The following is a 17,529-nucleotide window of genomic DNA, read 5'->3' on the forward strand; positions in this document are numbered from 1 at the left end:
CGCCGGGTCCCGGGAGGGTCCGTTGGGGCCGCGGGGTCCCGGGAGGGCCCGGCGGTCCTGGGACGGGCCGACCGCCCTAGGACACGATGTCCTTGCGGGCGAAGCCGCGGAAGGCGAGGGCGAAGAGGATCAGGGCGTAGGTGACGGAGATGGCCGTGCCCTTGGCCATGCCCGTCCACTCCAGGTGGGGCTGGAGAGCGTCCGCCCAGGCGAACTGCCAGTGGGCGGGCAGGAAGGCGCGCCAGTCGCCGAGGGCGGTGACCGCGTCGAGGACGTTGCCGATGATGGTGAGGCCGACGGCGCCGCCGACCGCGCCCAGGGGCGCGTCGGTGCGGGTGGAGAGCCAGAAGGCGAGGCCCGCGGTGACGAGTTGGGACACGAAGACGAAGGCGACCGCGACGGCGAGGCGCAGTAGCGCGTCGCCGGCCGGCAGGGCGCCGCCGGTGGGGAGCTTCAGCGGTCCCCAGCCGTACGCGACGGTGCCGGCGGCAAGCGCGACGAGGGGGAGGAGGAGCATGGCCGCCGCGCTGAAGCCGAGGGCCACGACGAGCTTGGACCAGAGGAGGCGGGCGCGCGGCACGGGCGCGGCGAGCAGATAGCGCAGCGAGGACCAGCCGGCCTCGGACGCCACGGTGTCGCCGCAGAACAGGGCCACCGGGATCACCAGCAGGAAGCCCGCGGAGACGAAGAGGCAGGTCGCGGCGAAGTTGGCGCCGGAGGCGGTCGCCGTGTCCATGAGGGTGATGCGGTTGTTCTGCGAGCCGTCCGGAGTGCCGCCGATGGCGAAGGCGGCGATCAGGACGAACGGGAGCGCGGCGAGGATCCCGGCCATGACCAGGGTGCGGCGGCGCTTCAGCTGGCGTACGGCCTCCACGCGCAGCGGCAGGGTGCGGCCGGGCGTGTAACCGAGAGCGGCGGGGGCGGCGGCGGTCATGCGGTCTCTCCTCCGATCAGGGTCAGGAACGCGTCCTCCAGGCGTCGGTGCGGGCCCACCCCGGTCACCGGCACGTCCAGGCGGACGAGTTCGCCGATGAGGAAGGTGGCGCTCTTGCCGTCGAGGCGGACCAGCAGGCCGGACTCCGTGCGTACGGCGCCCAGCTTCTCCACCACCGCGTCCGGCACCGGGCCGTCCAGGGTGACGAGGAGGGTGTCGCCGGAACCGGTGATCTCCTCGACCGGGCCCGTCTGGACGAGGCCGCCGCGGTCCATCACCACGAGGTGGGTGCAGGACTGCTCGACCTCGGAGAGCAGGTGGCTGGACACGATGACGGTGCGGCCTCCGGCCGCGTAGCGGATCATCACCTCCCGCATCTCGCGGATCTGCGGCGGGTCGAGGCCGTTCGTCGGCTCGTCCAGGATCAGCAGGTCCGGCAGGCCGAGCATGGCCTGGGCGATGGCGAGCCGCTGCCGCATGCCCTGCGAGTAGGTGCGTACGGCGCGTTCCAGGGCGCCGCCCAGGTTGGCGATCCGCAGCGCCTCGTCGATGTGGGCGTCCTCGGCCGGGCGGCCGGTGGAGGCCCAGTACAGCTCCAGGTTCTCGCGTCCCGACAGGTGCGGCAGGAAGCCCGCGCCCTCGACGAAGGCGCCGACCCGGGAGAGCACCGGGGCGCCGGGGCGGATCGCGTGTCCGAAGACCCGGATCTCGCCCTCGTCCGGGGTGATCAGGCCCATCAGCATGCGCAGGGTGGTGGTCTTGCCCGCGCCGTTGGGGCCGAGCAGGCCGAGCACCTGGCCCTGTTCGACGCGGAAGGACAGCTCGCGGACGCTGAAGCGGTCGGTCCCCGCGTACTTCTTCGACAGGCCGGTGATCTGGAGCGGGACCTCGGCGAGCGCCGGGTCCGGGGCCGGGGCGGTGGTGCGGCGCCGGGCGGTGAGCAGCAGTCCGGCCGCGACGGCCAGGCCGAGCAGCGGCAGGCCCCACACCCACCAGGGCAGTCCGGCCGCCTGGGTGGCCACGGCGGGCGCGGTCGGCACGCTCAGCGGGCTCTCGACGGCGGCGGTGTACGTGGCGGGGGCGACGGGCGAGGCATAGCCGAGGTCCGTCGCGGCGAGCACGAGCCGCAGCCGGTGTCCGGCCGGCACCTCGTGGTCCACGGCGGGCAGCGTGAGGTCCACGGTGCGGCCGTCCCCGGCGGCGTCCTCGACCCGTACCGGGGTGACGAGCTGGGAGGGCAGCACCTGCTGCCGGCCGTCCGGGCCCACGTCGTACACCTTGGCGAAGAGGACCGCCGAGCCGTCGGGCGCGGTGGAGGTCACCCTGACCCGGACGGTCGGGGAGCCGGTGATCCGCAGCGGCACGGACTGCGGCCGGGCGTCGAAGGCGGCGAACTGGCCGGGGAAGTCGAGGGACAGGCCCACCCCGAGCGAGGAGAACTGCGCCAGGCCGCCGCCGAGGCCGGGCACGGCGGACAGGGCGGGCGGGTTGGCTCCGGCCGGGTTGGCGAAGGAACGCGGGGCCGTCGGTCCCGAAGCCGTCGGTCCCGAGGCCGCAGGGTCGGGGGCCGTCGGTCCGGCAGGGGCGAGGGCGACCTGGACGGGGCCCGCGGCGAGGCCCGGGTAGCGGTCGGCGGTGGCGCCGCGCAGGGTGGCCCGTCCGTCGGTGGAGTCCACTCCTCCGGTCCGGCTGACCCGGAAGGCGGGTCCGGTGGCGGCGGAGGTGTCCCGCTTGAGGTAGCGGTCGAACCAGGCGGTGATCCTGGCCTGGACGCGGTCGGTCTCGCGGTCGCCGCCGTCGTGGCCGCCGGCCGTCCAGTCGACGGCGACGGGCGCGCCGTTGGCGGCGATGGTCCGCGCCATGGCGTCGGACTGGCCGAGCGTGAAGAGCGAGTCGGCCTGCCCCTGGACGATCAGCGCGGGCACCTTGATGCGGCTGCCGACGGCGGAGGGGCTCCGGGCTTCCAGGAGTGCGCGGGCGGCGGCGTCGGGGCGGCCGGTGACGGCGACGCGCTGGTAGAGGGCACAGACCTCGGGGCTGAAGCGGCCGCAGGCGGCGGGGTCGGGGGCCGCCTTGCCGTCGCGAGCGGCGGCGCCGGAGGCATCCGCCCCTGCGCCTGCGCCCGCCCCTGCGCCTGCACCTGTGCCTGTGCCTGTGTCCGTGCCTGTGTCCGTGCCCGCGCCTGTGCCGCCGCCCGAGGCACCCGCTCCGGCCCCGGGACCCGCACCCGCACCCGCACCCGCACCCGCGGAGAAGAAGATGCCGGACCAGAGCTTCTTGAAGACGCCGTTCGGGAACAGCGCGTCGGCGAGGTTCCAGTACGTGATCTGCGGGGCCACGGCGTCGACGCGCGGGTCGTGGCCGGCGGCGAGCAGCGAGACCGCGCCGCCGTAGGAGGCGCCGGTGACGCCGACCCGCGGGTCGCCCGCCTTGTCGAGGAGCACGTCGGGGCGTTCGGCGAGCCAGTCGACGAGTCCGCTGACGTCCTTGACCTCGCGCTCGGGGTCGTTGAGGCCGATCTGCCCGGTGGAGGCGCCGAAGCCGCGGGCGGACCAGGTGAGCACGGCGTAGCCGTCGCGCGCGAGCTGCTCGGCCTGCGCGCGGACGTCGTCCTTGGAGCCGCCGAAGCCGTGGCCGAGGAGGACCGCGGGGCGGCGGCCGTCGCCGCCGGAGGTGAAGTACGAGGTGTCGAGCCGTACGCCGTCGAGGTCGAGCATCCGGTCGGCGCGGTGCACCGGCGCCGCGTCGTCGGAGGCGACGGCGGTCCAGGTGCCGGTGCCGCCCGCGAGCACGGCGAGCACGGCGCCGGCCGCGGCCCATCGCGGCAGGCCCTTCCGGGGAAGTCGCAGCTGCATGAGTCGAGCCTAGGCGTCGGACCGGGCGCGGTTCGCGTACCCAGGGGCGGAACTCGTCGGCCTTCTCAGGTCGTACGCGGTAGCGTCCCCGTACACCGGACGCGGTACGTGGACGCGGCAGGTGGACGTGGAACCGGGAGGTACGGGTGGAGATCCGGCGGGCCACGGCGGTGGCGGAGCTGCTCGCGGCGGCGCACCTGTACGACGCGCCGCCCCGGGAGGAGTGGGCGGCGGGCTTCCTGGCCGCGCCCGGGCACGTGCTGCTGATCGCGTACGCGGAGGACGGCTTCCCCGCCGGTTTCGTCTCCGGGATCGAGATGCGCCATCCCGACAAGGGGGTGGAGCTGTGCCTGTACGAGCTGTCGGTGGACGAGGCACACCGGCGGCGGGGCGTCGGCCGCGCCCTCACGGAGGCGCTGGCGGCGGAGGCCCGGGCGCGCGGCTGCTACGGGATGTGGGTGGGCGTGGACACGGACAACGAGGCGGCGCTGCGGACGTACGCGTCGGCGGGTGCCGTGGACGAGGGGGTGTTCACCATGCGGGGCTGGTCGTTCGGGAAGGACCGGTCCTGAGCCTTGCGCGGTGCGTGACGGACAGGCTCGCGCTGCCGGGCCGGCCGTCAGGGCGTGCCCTTTCGGATCGGGCCGGGACGCCGGCAGGATCCGGAAGCCACGCGTTCAGGCGACGACCCGCTCCAGAAGCCCGTCGCTCACCGGGTACGGCCGTTCCTCGGGCAGCAGTGCCTCGGCCTCCGCCAGGCGCCGGTCGCGTACGAGCTCGTGGATCTCGTGGGCGAGCGGGGTGACGTCGCGGATGCCGACGGTCCACTCGTCCGCGTAACGCCGGGAGGCCTCGCCGGCCAGGCCGAGCTGGAGCGAGCGGTACGGCAGTGGCCGGTGGTGCAGGTCGCGCTCGGGGTCCCACTGGACTCGGGCGGGTGAGCGCTTCAGCTCCTGCTGCCAGGTGGCCTGGTCCGCGTGGAAGCCGCGGACGTAGTGGGAGAGGCAGGCGTTCCGCAGTGCCCACTCGAAGCCCTCGCGGGTGATTTCGACGGCGAGGACGGTCTCCTGGCCCTCCTTCAGGCCCCAGCCGCAGCGGTAGGCCATCCACAGGAACGAGGGCTTGATCCAGGTCATCCGGTCCCGCTTCCACGTCCGCGGGAACCGTCCGTCGCGGGCCGCGAGCAGGCCGATCGACGGTGTGTAGGCCTGGTAGACGGTCACCGTGGTGTCGGTGTGGACGGCCCTGATCTGGAACTTCGGCGGCTGCGCGGCAACGGACATGGCCCCAGGGTGGGCCGGAACGCGCCGTGGGTCCAATCCCTTTCGTCAGCCGCGGCCGCTGATCATCGCCATCAGCAGCGCGTGGGTCCCGGCGTCGGCGGCGGCGACGAGCCCGCGGCCCGCCTCGCCCACGGGTGCGCCGTCGATCCCGGTGACCACGCAGCCGGCGGCCCGGCACAGGGCGATGCCGGCGGCGAAGTGCACGCTCCCGGAGAGGTCGCCGCCGTCGGTGACGTACGCGGCGCGCCTGCCGGCGGCGACCCAGGCGAGGGCCAGGGTCGTCGACACGACCCTCGGCCGGAAGTGCGCGGCGAACCCGGGATGGGCCAGCAGGTCCACGGCCCGGAACCCCGGCGCGCTCGGGAACGGCGGATCCAGGTTGACGTCCACGAGCCGGGTGGCGGGCGTGGGCGTCAGCGGGGCGGCGCCGGAGCCGTCCTGCCGTACCCGGGCGGTCTTCCCGTCGGTGAAGAAGACCTCGCCGCCGAACGGATCGGCCACCGCCGCCGCACCGTCCCGCAGCGCCACGTTGACGGCCACCAGCATGTTGCCGACGGCGTAGTTGAGGGTGCCGCACAGGGGGTCCACCAGCCACTGGCGCCTGCCGTGGGCGGCGCCTCGTCGCCCGCCCTCTTCGCCGAGCACCGCGTCGTCGGGCCGTGCGGCGCGGATGACCTCCAGGATCGCCTCCTCGGCCGCCACGTCGGCGGCGGTGGCGAAGTCCCCGGCGCCCTTGTCGATGCGGGCCAGCTGCCGGCCGTACATGCCGCGGACGACGTCCGCGCCGGCCCGCGCCCCGGCTATGGCGACCTCGGCGTCGTCGGCACTCGCGTATGAGGTGATCATGGCGTGCAGGGTATCGGCGCGGGCTCGTGGGACGGCCCCCGCCGACGGCAGTCGACGGGGGCCTCCGGATCAACGGGCGTCGGGCGCTCAGTGGTTGCGCGGGAAGCCCAGGTCCACGCCGGCCGGGGCCTCGGAGGGGTCCGGCCAGCGGGTGGTGACGACCTTGCCGCGGGTGTAGAAGTGCACGCCGTCGTTGCCGTAGACGTGGTGGTCGCCGAAGAGCGAGTCCTTCCAGCCGCCGAAGGAGTGGTAGCCGACCGGGACCGGGATCGGCACGTTCACGCCGACCATGCCGGCCTGGATCTCCAGCTGGAAGCGGCGGGCGGCGCCGCCGTCGCGGGTGAAGATCGCGGTGCCGTTGCCGAACGGGGAGGCGTTGATGAGGGCCACGCCCTCCTCGTACGTCTCGGCGCGCAGCACGCACAGGACCGGGCCGAAGATCTCGTCCTGGTACGCCTTGGCCGAGGTCGGCACGTGGTCCAGGAGGGACAGGCCGATCCAGTGGCCGTTCTCGTGGCCGTCCACCGTGTAGCCGGTGCCGTCCAGGACGACCTCGCAGCCCTCGTCCGCCGCGCCGTGCACGTAGGAGGCGACCTTGTCGCGGTGGACGGCGGTGATGAGCGGACCCATCTCGGAGGTCGGGTCGTTGCCGGGGCCGATCTTGATCTTCTCGGCGCGCTCGCGGATCTTCTGGACGAGCTCGTCGCCGATCGCGCCGACCGCCACGACCGCGGAGATCGCCATGCAGCGCTCGCCGGCGGAGCCGTACGCCGCCGAGACCGCCGCGTCGGCGGCCGCGTCCAGGTCGGCATCGGGCAGCACCAGCATGTGGTTCTTGGCGCCGCCGAGCGCCTGCACGCGCTTGCCGTTGGCGGAGGCGGTGGTGTGGATGTAGCGGGCGATCGGGGTCGAGCCGACGAAGGAGATCGCGGAGACGTCCGGGTGCTCCAGGAGCCGGTCCACGGCCACCTTGTCGCCGTGGACGACGTTGAAGACGCCGTCCGGCAGCCCCGCCTCGGCGAGCAGCTCTGCGATCTTCAGGGACGGCGACGGGTCCTTCTCGCTCGGCTTGAGGATGAAGGTGTTGCCGCAGGCGATGGCGATGGGGAACATCCACATCGGCACCATCGCCGGGAAGTTGAACGGCGTGATGCCGGCGACCACGCCCACCGGCTGGCGGATCGCGGCCACGTCGACGCGGTTGGACACCTGGGTCGACAGCTCGCCCTTGAGCTGGGTGGTGATGCCGCAGGCCAGGTCGACGATCTCGAGGCCGCGGGCGACCTCGCCGAGCGCGTCGGAGTGCACCTTGCCGTGCTCGGCGGTGATCAGCTCGGCGATCGCGTCGCGGTTGGCGTCGAGCAGCGCGCGGAACCTGAACAGGATCGTGGTGCGCTGGGCCAGCGAGGAGGTGCCCCAGGTCTCGAAGGCGGCCTTGGCGGAGGCGACGGCCGCGTCGACCTCGTCGACGGAGGCGAGCGCCACCTGCGTGGTGACGGCGCCGGTGGCCGGGTCGGTGACCGGGCCCCAGTTGCCCGACGTGCCCTCGACGGTCTTGCCACCGATCCAGTGGTTGACGGTCTTCGTCATTACGTACTCCTTCAGAGATGGCGGCGTCGGGCGGTGACGTGCCGGTCGTACTCCTCGCGGGCCTTGACCGCCGACGGGCGGGTCGACGTCTCGGCCACGGGCACATCCCACCACGCCTGGGCGGGGGGCGCGCCCGACACACTGTCTGCCGTTTCGGTCTCGGCGTAGACACATGTGGGAACCGTCGCCGCGCGGGCATCCGCGAGGGCTTCCCGCAGGTCACGTACGGTGCGGGCGCGCAGCACCCGCATGCCGAGGGAGGCGGCGTTGGCGGCGAGGTCGACGGGGAGCGGCGGCCCGGTGAACCGGCCGTCCGGGTCGCGGAACCGGTAGTCGGTGCCGTATCGCTCGGCGCCGACGGCCTCCGACAGGCCGCCGATGGAGGCGTAGCCGTGGTTGTCGAGGATCACGACCTTGACGGGCAGCTCCTCCTGCACGGCGGTGACGATTTCGGTGGGGTTCATCAGATAGGTCCCGTCGCCGACGAGCGCCCAGACGGGCCGGCCGGGCGCGGCGAGGGCGACGCCGATGGCCGCCGGAATCTCGTAGCCCATGCACGAGTAGCCGTACTCGACGTGGTACTGGTCGGACGAGCGGACCCGCCACAGCTTGTGGAGGTCGCCGGGGAGCGAGCCGGCCGCGTTGATCAGGATGTCGTCCCCGGTGACCAGAGTGTCGAGTGCACCGAGCACCTGGGTCTGGGTGGGGCGGGCGTCCTCGTTCCCGGCGGCGTAGGCGGCGTCGGTGCGTTCCTGCCAGTCGGCCTTGGAGAGCAGCCACGGCGCTCCGCCCTGGCCGTGGGCGGCCCGACGGTGCTCGCCCAGCGCCTCGGTGAGGGCGGTCAGCCCTTCGCGGGCGTCGGCGACGAGGGTCCGGGCCGCCTGTTTGTGGGCGTCGAAGCCGGTGATGTTGAGGTTGAGGTGGCGGGTGCCGGGTCGGAAGAGGGTGCCGGAGGCGGTGGTGAAGTCGGAGTAGCGGGTGCCGACGCCGATGACGAGGTCGCTGGTGCGGGCGAGCTCGTTGGCCGTGCCGGTGCCGGTGTGGCCGACGCCGCCGACGTCGCAGCGGTGGTCGTACGGCAGGACGCCCTTGCCGGCCTGTGTGGTGGCGACGGGCAGGTCGGCCCGCTCGGCGAGCGTGCGCAGCGCGTCCTCCGCCCCGCTGTACTTCACTCCGCCGCCCGCGATGATCATCGGCCGCTCGGCGGCCCTGATCGCGTGGACCGCGGCGTCGAGTTCGGCCGCGTCGGGCCGGGGGCGGCGCACGGTCCAGGTCCGCTCGGCGAGGAACTCCTCCGGCCAGTCGTAGGCCTCCGCCTGCACGTCCTGCGGCAGCGCCAGGGTGACGGCCCCGGTGTCGGCCGGGTCGGTGAGCACCCGCACGGCGGCGAGCGCGGCCGGGATCAGGGCCTCGGGGCGGGTGACCCGGTCGAAGTAGCGCGACACCGGTCGCAGGCAGTCGTTGACGGACACCTCGCCCGCGTACGGGACTTCGAGCTGCTGGAGCACGGGGTCGGCGGGGCGGGTGGCGAAGGTGTCGCCGGGCAGCAGCAGCACCGGGATCCGGTTGACCGTGGCGAGCGCGGCGCCGGTGACGAGGTTGGTGGCACCGGGGCCGATGGAGGTGGTGACGGCGTGGATGCGGAGCCTGCGGGACTGGCGCGCGTAGCCGACGGCCGCGTGCACCATGGCCTGTTCGTTGCGCCCTTGGTGGTACGGCATGAGGTCGGCGTGCTCGACGAGCGCCTGGCCGATCCCGGCGACGTTGCCGTGGCCGAAGATGCCCCAGGTGGCGGTGACGAGCCGCTGCCGCACGCCGTCGCGCTCGGTGTGCTGGGCGGCGAGGAAGCGCACCAGGGCCTGGGCGACGGTGAGCCGGACGCTCATGCGTATCCCTCCGTGTGGTCGGGGTGGAAGCTGATCCGCCACTCCCGCTCGGGGCCGGGGCCGGCCATGACGTTGAGGTAGTACAGCGGGTGTCCGGGCTGGGCGACGGACGGGCCGTGCCATCCGTCGGGGACGAGGACGGCGTCGCCGGTGCGCACCTCGGCGAGGAGTTCGGCGCCGCCGGGGCGGGAGGGCGTGATCCGCTGGTAGCCGTAGCCCTCCGGTCCTCCGGGAGGTGAGGACACCTCGTAGTAGTAGATCTCCTCCAGGACGGATTCCGTGCCGGGGTGGTGCTCGTCGTGCTTGTGCGGCGGGTAGGAGGACCAGTTGCCGCCGGGGGTGACGACCTCGACGGCGATCAGCCGGTCGCAGGCGAAGGCGTCGGCGGCGGCGAAGTTGCGCACCTCACGGGCGCGGTTGCCGCTGCCGCGGGTCTCGACGGGAACCTCCGGCGCGGGGCCGTAGCGGGCGGGGAGTCGTCGCTCGCATTTCGCTCCTGCCAAAGCGAATCGGCCTCCCGCGCCGGAGGCGATCTGGGCGTGGGCGTCCCTGGGCACGTAGGCGAAATCCGAGACCCCGTCGAACGGGTCGGCGCGACCCACGAGTTCGAGGCTTTCCCCCTCGACGCGCACCGTACCGCCCCCGGACAGCGGAAGCACCACCCATTCGCTGTTCCCTGTCTCGAACTCGTGGCTGCCGCCGGGCGGGAGGTCGAGCACGCGCAGCGAGCTGTGCGTCCAGCCGGCCCGCTCGGGGTCGATGTCGACGGCGTACGGGCCGCGGGCGGTGGTCCCCGCGGGGACGTGGAGGTGGGGCGTCGGGTCCATGATCTGTCCCTACCCCCGGGCGGGGGGCCTCACCGCCGCGTCCGGGTCATGTCCGGGCCCGGCCCGGGACGACGTCCGGGAGGTGTTCGCGGGGGCCCGGCGAGTCATCGCGGGTGGTCCGGAACGGAGGCGTCGCCGGTGTCGAGGGCGAGGGTGATCTCCTCGGCGTACGGCATCGCGGGCGAGCAGGCGAGCCGGCCGGCCACGATCGCGCCGGCCGCGTTGGCCCGGCGCAGCAGGGTCTCCAGGTCGAGTCCGGCGAGCAGGCCGTGGGCGAGCGCCCCGCCGAAGGCGTCGCCCGCGCCGAGGCCGTTGACGACCTCCACGGGCAGCGGCGGCACCTCGGCGGTGGTGCCGTCGGCGGCGAGCGCGAGCACGCCCTTGGGGCCCTGCTTCACGACGGCGAGCCGCACGCCCGCCGCGAGCAGGGCACGGGCGGCGGCGTACGGCTCGCGCTCGCCGGTCGCGACCTCGCACTCGTCGAGGTTGCCGACGGCGACCGTCGCGTACCGCAGCGCCTCCCGGTACAGCGGGCGGGCGTCGTCGGCGGTGCCGTCCCAGAGGGCGGGGCGCCAGTCGAGGTCGAGGACGGTGAGCGCGCCGGGCACGGCGCGGTCGCTTCCGGCCGCACCGGCTCCGGCCGTGCCAGGTCCGGCCGTGCCAGGTCCGGCCGTGCCGGCTCCGGCCGCACCGGCTCCGGCCGCACCGGCTCCGGCCGTGCCGCCGCCGGTCGCTTCGGCCCGCTCGCGCAGCGCGCCGAGGGTGGCGGCGCGGCTGGGCTCGGCGCTCAGCCCGGTGCCGGTGACCCACAGGGCGCGGGCGGCGCGGAGCGCCGGGAGGTCCAGTTCGTGGAGGTGGATCTCCAGGTCGGGGGCCTTGGGGCGGCGGTAGAAGTGGATCGGGAAGTGGTCGGGCGGGAAGATCTCGCAGAAGGTGACCGGAGTGGGATACGCGGCGACGTCGGTCACCCAGCGGTCGTCCACCCCGAAGGCCCGCAGCTCGCGGTGCAGGTACTCGCCGAACGGGTCGGCGCCGGTCCGGCTGACGAGCGCGGTGCGGCTGCCCAGGCGCGCGGCGGCGACGGCGACGTTGGCCGGGGAGCCGCCGAGGAACTTCCCGAAGGTCTCGACCCGTGCGAGCTCCACCCCGCTCTGCAGTGGGTAGAGGTCCACGCCGAGGCGGCCCATCGCGATCAGGTCGAAGGCCGGCTCGTGCGGGCGGTGCGACCGCCCGTCCGACCGCCCTTCCGACGGGTCGTCCGGCCGCTCCTCGGGTTCCGGCGTCATGCCACGTCACCTCTCGCCTGCGCCCTGCCGGGCCCACGCTCCCAGGTCTATCCACGGCTCCGGACGGTGTCAACGACGTGTCCGGTCATTCGGACGCGCCGCCGGACCGGCCGGGACGACGTCTTGACGCCCCTCGGAGTCCGTCCCAAGGTGGCATGCATGACGAACCTGACGAACCGGTCGCCGTCGTCCCGCATCCGCATCGGTTCCGCCCCGGACTCGTGGGGCGTCTGGTTCCCCGACGATCCGCGACAGGTGCCGTGGCAGCGGTTCCTGGACGAGGTGGCGGGCGCCGGCTACGAGTGGATCGAGCTCGGCCCGTACGGCTATCTCCCCACCGATCCGGCCGTCCTCGCCGAGGAGACCGGACGCCGGGGGCTGCGGGTCTCGGCGGCGACCGTGTTCACCGGGCTGCACCACGGCCCCGCGGTGTGGGACCGGACCTGGGCCCATGTCGCCGAGAACGCGGCGCTCGCCCAGGCGATGGGTGCCCGGCACCTGGTGGTGATCCCCTCCTTCTGGCGCGACGACCGCACGGGCGAGGTCCTGGAGGACCGCATCCTGACGGCCGAGCAGTGGCGGCAGCTCACCGGGCTGACCGAGCGGCTCGGCCGCGAGGTCCGGGAGCGCTACGGGCTGCGGCTCGTCCTCCATCCGCACGCCGACACCCACGTCGACAGCGAGGAGAACGTCACCCGCTTCCTGGACGCCACCGATCCCGACCTGGTGGCGCTCTGTCTGGACACCGGGCACTACGCCTACTGCGGCGGCGACAGCGTCAAGCTGATCGAGACCTACGGCGAGCGGATCGGCTACCTCCATCTCAAGCAGGTCGATCCCGCCGTCCTGGCCCGGGTGGTCGCCGAGGAGGTGCCCTTCGGTCCGGCGGTGGCCCAGGGTGTGATGTGCGAGCCGCCTACCGGGGTGCCGGCCCTGGAACCGGTGCTCGCCGCCGCCCAGGCCCTGGACGTGGATCTGTTCGCCATCGTCGAGCAGGACATGTATCCGTGCGAGCCGGACGCCCCCTACCCCGTCGCGGTGCGCACCCGGGACTTCCTCCGTTCCTGCGGCGTCTGATGACCGTGCGTCAACTTCGGTGCGCCGCTTACATCCATGTGTCACTTACGTCACGTCCGTCGCTCCTTCGTCACACATATCTCCGTTACGCGGGGTTTCCGTCACAGCCGTTCGACAGCCGCTCTCCCGCCGTCGGAAGGGGGCGTTGACCGGGCACAGGCTCAGTGATCACCAGTGATCACCAGTGAGGTCCGGCAGCTCCCCCGACGGCGCCCCCGCCGCCGCTGCCGGGCACGCAGGAGAGGTGCCACGCCATGACCGACAAGAGGCTCTGGTCGTACAAGGACATCGCCGCACACATCAAGGTGCAGCCGGACACGATCCGCTCCTACCGGAAGCACGGGCTGCTGCCGTCGCCCGACCACGTGGAATCGGGCAAGCCCTACTGGTACGTGGACACCATCCGCGCCTGGGTCGCCAACCGACCAGGCAATCGGAGCCGCCGGGACTGACTACCCGACCTCCGTGGGCACCCGGGCCGGGCCGGGTGCCTCGGCTATGCCGGTACCGGTGGCGATACCGGTGCCGGGCTCGCTCCCGCCCTCGCTGATGCCGAAGCGGCCGTGGAGCCGGCGCAGCGGCCCCGGGGCCCACCAGGTGAGGCGCCCGGTCAGCTTCATCACGGACGGGACGAGCAGGCTGCGCACGACCATGGCGTCCATGAGGACGGCGAGGGCGACGCCGAGGCCCAGCATCTTGGTGTTGGTGACCCGGGAGGTGCCGATCGCGACCATCACCACGGCCAGGATGACGGCCGCCGCGGTGATCAGCCCGCCGGTGCGGCGCAGTCCGTGGCGGACGGCGCCCTCGTGGTCGCCGGTGGCGTCGTACTCCTCCTTGATGCGGGAGAGCAGGAACACCCCGTAGTCCATGGAGAGTCCGAAGGCCACGCAGAACATCAGGACGGGCAGGGTGGTCTCGATGTCCCCGGTCGGCGTGAAGCCGAGGAGTCCGGAGAGGTGGCCCTCCTGGAAGACCCAGACGACCGCGCCGAACATGGCCGTGAGGCTCAGCGCGTTGAGCACCACGGCCTGGATCGGGATCAGGACGCTGCCGGTGAGCAGGAAGACCAGGAGCAGGGTGACGACGGCGACGATGGCGGCCGCCCAGGGCAGCCGCTCGCCTATGGCGTCCTTCGAGTCGACCAGGACGGCGGCTGCGCCGGTGACGGAGGTGTCGAACGGGGCCCGTTCGGCGCGCAGCTCGCCGACGACGTGCTGGGCGCCGGCGCCGACGCTCTCGCCGTCGGGCACGACGGTGAAGTAGGCGTGGGCCCGTCCGCCGGTCCCGGCGGTGACGGGTCCGTCGACCCGGGCGACCCCGTCGAGCGCCGCTATCCGCTCCCGGTACCCGGCGTACTGCGCGGGTGTCGCCGGGCCCTCGGCGAGCACGGTGAGAGCGCCGCCAGGGCTGCCCGGGAAGCCTTCGCGGAGCTCGTCCTGGACGACGCGGGACTCTGCGACGGCGGGCAGCTGGCGGTCGTCGGCGGTGCCGAACTTCACGCCGAGGAAGGGCAGTCCGAGCAGCACGAGCCCGGTGGCCGTGGCGACGGCGAACCACGGCGCCCGGCGCATGACCAGGCCCGCCGCGCGCCCCCAGCCGGCACCTTCGGCGGCTTCGGCGCCGCTCGCCCCGCCGCGCACCGGGCCGCCCGGCCGGCCCGTGCGGCGCAGGACCTTCCGCAGGTCCAGGGCGTTGACCCGGTCGCCCAGCAGCAGGAGGGCGGCCGGCAGCAGGATCAGCGCGGCCGCGGCGGCGAGCAGCACGACGGCGATGCCCGCGTAGGCGAAGGAGCGCAGGAAGTACTGCGGGAAGACCAGCATCGCGGCGAGCGAGACGGCGACGGTCAGGGCGGAGAAGAGCACGGTCCGCCCGGCGGTGCGCAGGGTGGTGCCGACGGCCGTCCGGGTGTCGGCGCCCGCACCCAGCTCCTCGCGGAAGCGCCGTACGACGAACAGGGCGTAGTCGATGGCGAGTCCGAGGCCGAGGGCGGTGGTGAGGTTCTGGGCGAAGACGGAGACGTCGGTGAACTCGGTGATGCCGCGCAGCACCGCGTTGGTGCCCAGGATGGCGACGATGCCGATGCCGAGCGGGAGCAGGGCGGCGACGGCGCTGCCGAAGACCATGACGAGCAGGACCAGGGTGATGGGCAGGGCGATCAGCTCGGCCCTGAGCAGGTCCTCCTGGATGGTCGTCTGCATCTCGTGGCGGACGGCGAGCGGGCCGCCCACGGAGACCTCGACGGGGCCGTGGGTGCCGCGGAAGTCGGGCGCGAGGCGCTGGAGCACCTCGCCGGCGGCCTTCTCCTCACCCTCGATGCGGGCGGCGATCACCGCCTGACGGCCGTCCTCCGACCGCAGCGCCGGGGAACCGGTCTGCCAGTAGGAGCCGACGCCGTCGACGCCCTCCTGGGCGTCGAGCCGCTCGGCGAGCCGGCGGGCCTCGGCGGCGACCCCGGGGTCGTCGACACCGGCGCGGCCCGCGTCGACGAGGAGCAGCAGGTTGGGCTGGGAGGCGGGGAACTCCCGCTCCAGGACCTCGATCGCATACGTCGACTCGGCGTCCGGGTCCTCCCAGCCGCCGCTGCCCATCCGCTCGGCGACGCCGCCGCCGGCCAGCACGGCGAGCGCGGTGAGCACGAGCGCGACGAGCAGCGTCAGGCGCGGCCTGGCCGTGACGAACCGTGTCCAGGCTCCGCCCCCACCCCCCGTGGGCTGGGCTTTCTTGACTTCGGCCATCACGCGGTGTCCCCTTCACCATGACCCGTGCGCTCGCTTCCCGGCAGGCCGCATGGGTCGCCCATTGCCCATAGAATGGCAAACACGAGCGATCACTCGCGTTTCTCAAGAATGCGAGCGACCTCTCGTGTTTGTCAATCGCGTTCAGAGAGCTGGGGACAGCCATGCCCGAAGAACCGAAGCCGCGCCGCCGCCAGGCCCGCGGCGAGCGCCGCATCGCGCAGCTGCTCCAGGCCGCCGCGAACGTCTTCTGCGCCAACGGCTACACGGCGACCAGCACGAACGCGATCGCCCGCGAGGCGAGCGTCTCCCCCGGCACCCTCTACCAGTACTTCCCGAACAAGGAGGCCATCGCCCTCGAGCTGGGCGACCGGCTGCTCGCCCAGATGCGGGAGTACCACGGCCAGGCGTTCACCCCCGAGAACCTCGCACTGCCGCTCCCCCGGCTCCTCGACGCCGTCCTCGACCCGCTGATCGCGTTCAACGTCGAGAACCCGGTCTTCCTCGCGCTCATGCACGGCTCCGAGATCCCGGGCCGCATCGCCGAGGAGCACGACGCCCTGCACGCCTCGCTGCTCGCCCGGGTCGGCGACCTGCTCGGCCACTACCTCCCCGACGGCGACCCCGCCGAGCACGCCCGCATCGCCGACATGACCTTCGCCATCGTGAAGGCGGGCCTCGCCCTGATCCTGGCCGCACCCGAGGGGGCGGAGCGGGACGCGGTGATCACGGAGGCGAAGACGGCGCTGCTGCGCTATCTCGACCCGGTCATCGGCGAGGCGCTCACCACGATTCCGAGCCCGTGACCTCGTCGGCCGGCAGCGACCTGCCGCCCGCCCCGGCCCTCCTGCCCGGTCCCGCCCCGACTCCCGCCCGCAGCTTCAGCGCGAGCAGCGGGAAGACGAGCACCGAGACCATGCCGGCGCCCACGAGCGCCGCCGCCTCGCCCGCCGTCATCGTCCTGTCGTCCACGCCGATGGTGGTGATGGCGACGACCAGGGGCAGCGCCGTCGAGCCGTAGAGCACGAGGCCGCCCCGGTCCCGCCGGCCGAGGTCGCGCGGGGCGAGGAACCAGATCGGGCCGCCGCGCACCACGAGGAACAGCAGCAGGAAGACCGGCAGGAGCAGCAGCGTGCGGCCGCCGGAGAGCAGCGAGTCGAGGTCGAACTCGATGCCGGTGACGACGAAGAAGACCGGGACGAGGAAGCCGAAGCCGACCGCCTCGACCTTCTCCAGGATCTGCGGCCCGGACTCGGGCGCGGCCCCCGTGAGCACGAGGCGGGTGATGAGCCCGGCGGCGAAGGCGCCGAGGAGCACGTCGAGACCGAGCGCCGTGGAGGCGCCCAGCATCAGCGCGATCAGCAGGAAGACGAAGCGCACGGCGAACTGCCCGCTGGTGTGCAGCGTGCGGGCCACGACCCGGGAGAACCACGGCGGGCGCGGGCGCATCGCCCAGAACACCGCGGCGGCGGTGAGCGCGGCGAACACGGCGAGCAGCGCGGCCGACTCGGCCGGCTTGCGGCCGCTGAGCAGCAGGGCCATGGCGATGATCGGCGCGAACTCGCCGACGGCGCCGAAGGCCATGACGACCGAGCCGAAGCGGCCGTGCAGGTCGCCGGAGTCCCGCAGCACGGGAAGCACGGTGCCCAGCGCGGTGCTGGTGAGCGCGACGCCGATGAACACGCCCTTGTCGTAGCCGCCGCCGAGCAGCACCCCCGTGAAGAGGCCGAGTGCGAGAGCGAGCACCCAGGCCCACAGCGAGCGCTTGAGGGTGTCGCCGCGGACCTTGCCGAACTCGATCTCGTAGCCCGCGAGGAAGATCAGCATGGTGAGGCCGAGCTGCGAGAGCCCGTCGATCAGCGCGTCGGTGCTCGCCCAGCCCAGGACGTCGGGGCCGACGAGGATGCCGAGCAGGATCTCGAAGATGACGAGCGGTACGGGGAGCCAGCGACCGGCTCCGTAGGCGAGCAGCGGTGCCAGGACGGCGATCGCCATGATCAGGATCAGCGTGGTCCCCGAATGCGACATATCGGGTATCTACCATAAGCTCCGGTCAGATGCCCTGCCGACGGAGGGACTTGGAGGGTCTTCCTGTGCACGACCAGTACGGCGGCGGCCCGCCGCCCCGGACGCAGACTCCGCCACCGGCGCCGCCGACTGGGGCGCTCGCCCCCTTCGGCCACGGCCCGCGGACGGCGATCGCGGGC

At 73.6% G+C, this 17,529-nt stretch carries 14 protein-coding genes; 4 read left to right on the top strand and 10 right to left on the bottom strand.

All coding sequences use genetic code 11. The annotated features are described in order from the left end of the window. Positions 1-76: 76 nt before the first annotated feature. Together ACFY8W_RS29510 and ACFY8W_RS29515 are read right to left on the bottom strand one after the other, a co-directional pair. Positions 77-934, bottom strand: coding sequence for an ABC transporter permease (locus ACFY8W_RS29510; protein ID WP_391111595.1), 858 nt, complete (start codon positions 932-934; stop codon positions 77-79). Then, the gene (locus ACFY8W_RS29515; RefSeq protein WP_391111598.1) at positions 931-3,789 is read right to left on the bottom strand and encodes a CocE/NonD family hydrolase; all 2,859 of its coding nucleotides are present in this window, start codon (positions 3,787-3,789) and stop codon (positions 931-933) included. Before ACFY8W_RS29515 ends, ACFY8W_RS29510 begins: the two co-directional genes overlap by 4 nt. Positions 3,790-3,935: 146 nt before the next feature. Between ACFY8W_RS29515 and ACFY8W_RS29520 the strand changes: the two genes are divergently transcribed. Further along, positions 3,936-4,361 (top strand): GNAT family N-acetyltransferase, encoded by a 426-nt coding sequence (locus ACFY8W_RS29520; RefSeq protein ID WP_391111601.1) that lies wholly within the window; start codon positions 3,936-3,938, stop codon positions 4,359-4,361. Between the two features lie 105 nt (positions 4,362-4,466). On the opposite strand, the gene ACFY8W_RS29525 is transcribed toward ACFY8W_RS29520, so the two are convergent. The 6 genes from ACFY8W_RS29525 to ACFY8W_RS29550 all read right to left on the bottom strand — a co-directional run bounded on the left by ACFY8W_RS29525 (position 4,467) and on the right by ACFY8W_RS29550 (position 11,408). Then, positions 4,467-5,072 (bottom strand): DUF4291 family protein, encoded by a 606-nt coding sequence (locus ACFY8W_RS29525; RefSeq protein WP_391111603.1) that lies wholly within the window; start codon positions 5,070-5,072, stop codon positions 4,467-4,469. A 45-nt stretch (positions 5,073-5,117) separates the two neighbouring features. Then, positions 5,118-5,918 (bottom strand): inositol monophosphatase family protein, encoded by an 801-nt coding sequence (locus tag ACFY8W_RS29530; protein WP_391111606.1) that lies wholly within the window; start codon positions 5,916-5,918, stop codon positions 5,118-5,120. Positions 5,919-6,005: 87 nt separating this feature from the next. Beyond that, positions 6,006-7,508 carry a CoA-acylating methylmalonate-semialdehyde dehydrogenase gene (gene mmsA, locus ACFY8W_RS29535; protein ID WP_391111609.1) on the bottom strand — a complete coding sequence of 501 codons (1,503 nt, stop codon included), beginning with the start codon at positions 7,506-7,508 and terminating at the stop codon, positions 6,006-6,008. Between the two features lie 11 nt (positions 7,509-7,519). Beyond that, complete coding sequence (iolD, locus tag ACFY8W_RS29540; RefSeq protein WP_391111612.1) at positions 7,520-9,394, bottom strand: 3D-(3,5/4)-trihydroxycyclohexane-1,2-dione acylhydrolase (decyclizing); 1,875 nt, start codon at positions 9,392-9,394, stop codon at positions 7,520-7,522. Further along, entirely contained in the window at positions 9,391-10,221 is an 831-nt protein-coding gene (gene iolB / locus ACFY8W_RS29545; RefSeq protein WP_391111615.1) for a 5-deoxy-glucuronate isomerase, read from the bottom strand. The genes iolD and iolB overlap by 4 nt, the downstream gene beginning before the upstream one ends. A 104-nt stretch (positions 10,222-10,325) precedes the next feature. Further along, positions 10,326-11,408 (bottom strand): PfkB family carbohydrate kinase, encoded by a 1,083-nt coding sequence (locus tag ACFY8W_RS29550; RefSeq protein ID WP_391112215.1) that lies wholly within the window; start codon positions 11,406-11,408, stop codon positions 10,326-10,328. Between the two features lie 258 nt (positions 11,409-11,666). Here ACFY8W_RS29550 and ACFY8W_RS29555 point away from each other — a divergent pair, with 258 nt between their 5' ends. Together ACFY8W_RS29555 and ACFY8W_RS29560 are read left to right on the top strand one after the other, a co-directional pair. Next, positions 11,667-12,584 (top strand): TIM barrel protein, encoded by a 918-nt coding sequence (locus tag ACFY8W_RS29555; protein ID WP_391111618.1) that lies wholly within the window; start codon positions 11,667-11,669, stop codon positions 12,582-12,584. 254 nt (positions 12,585-12,838) lie between these two features. Further along, a complete protein-coding gene (locus ACFY8W_RS29560; protein ID WP_391111621.1) occupies positions 12,839-13,036 on the top strand; it encodes a helix-turn-helix transcriptional regulator in 198 nt (65 codons plus the stop codon). On the opposite strand, the gene ACFY8W_RS29565 is transcribed toward ACFY8W_RS29560, so the two are convergent. After that, the gene (locus ACFY8W_RS29565) at positions 13,037-15,322 is read right to left on the bottom strand and encodes an MMPL family transporter (RefSeq protein WP_391111623.1); all 2,286 of its coding nucleotides are present in this window, start codon (positions 15,320-15,322) and stop codon (positions 13,037-13,039) included. 164 nt (positions 15,323-15,486) lie between these two features. Here ACFY8W_RS29565 and ACFY8W_RS29570 point away from each other — a divergent pair, with 164 nt between their 5' ends. Next, a complete protein-coding gene (locus tag ACFY8W_RS29570) occupies positions 15,487-16,128 on the top strand; it encodes a TetR family transcriptional regulator (protein WP_391111626.1) in 642 nt (213 codons plus the stop codon). Here the strand turns inward: ACFY8W_RS29570 and ACFY8W_RS29575 are convergent. After that, positions 16,106-17,350: a cation:proton antiporter gene (locus ACFY8W_RS29575; RefSeq protein WP_391111629.1), complete on the bottom strand. Its 1,245-nt coding sequence runs from the start codon at positions 17,348-17,350 to the stop codon at positions 16,106-16,108. The two genes, ACFY8W_RS29570 and ACFY8W_RS29575, sit on opposite strands and share 23 nt — an antisense overlap. Between the last annotated feature and the right edge of the window lie 179 nt (positions 17,351-17,529).

The organism is Streptomyces sp. NPDC012637, from assembly GCF_042954805.1.
Taxonomy (GTDB): Bacteria; Actinomycetota; Actinomycetes; order Streptomycetales; family Streptomycetaceae; genus Streptomyces.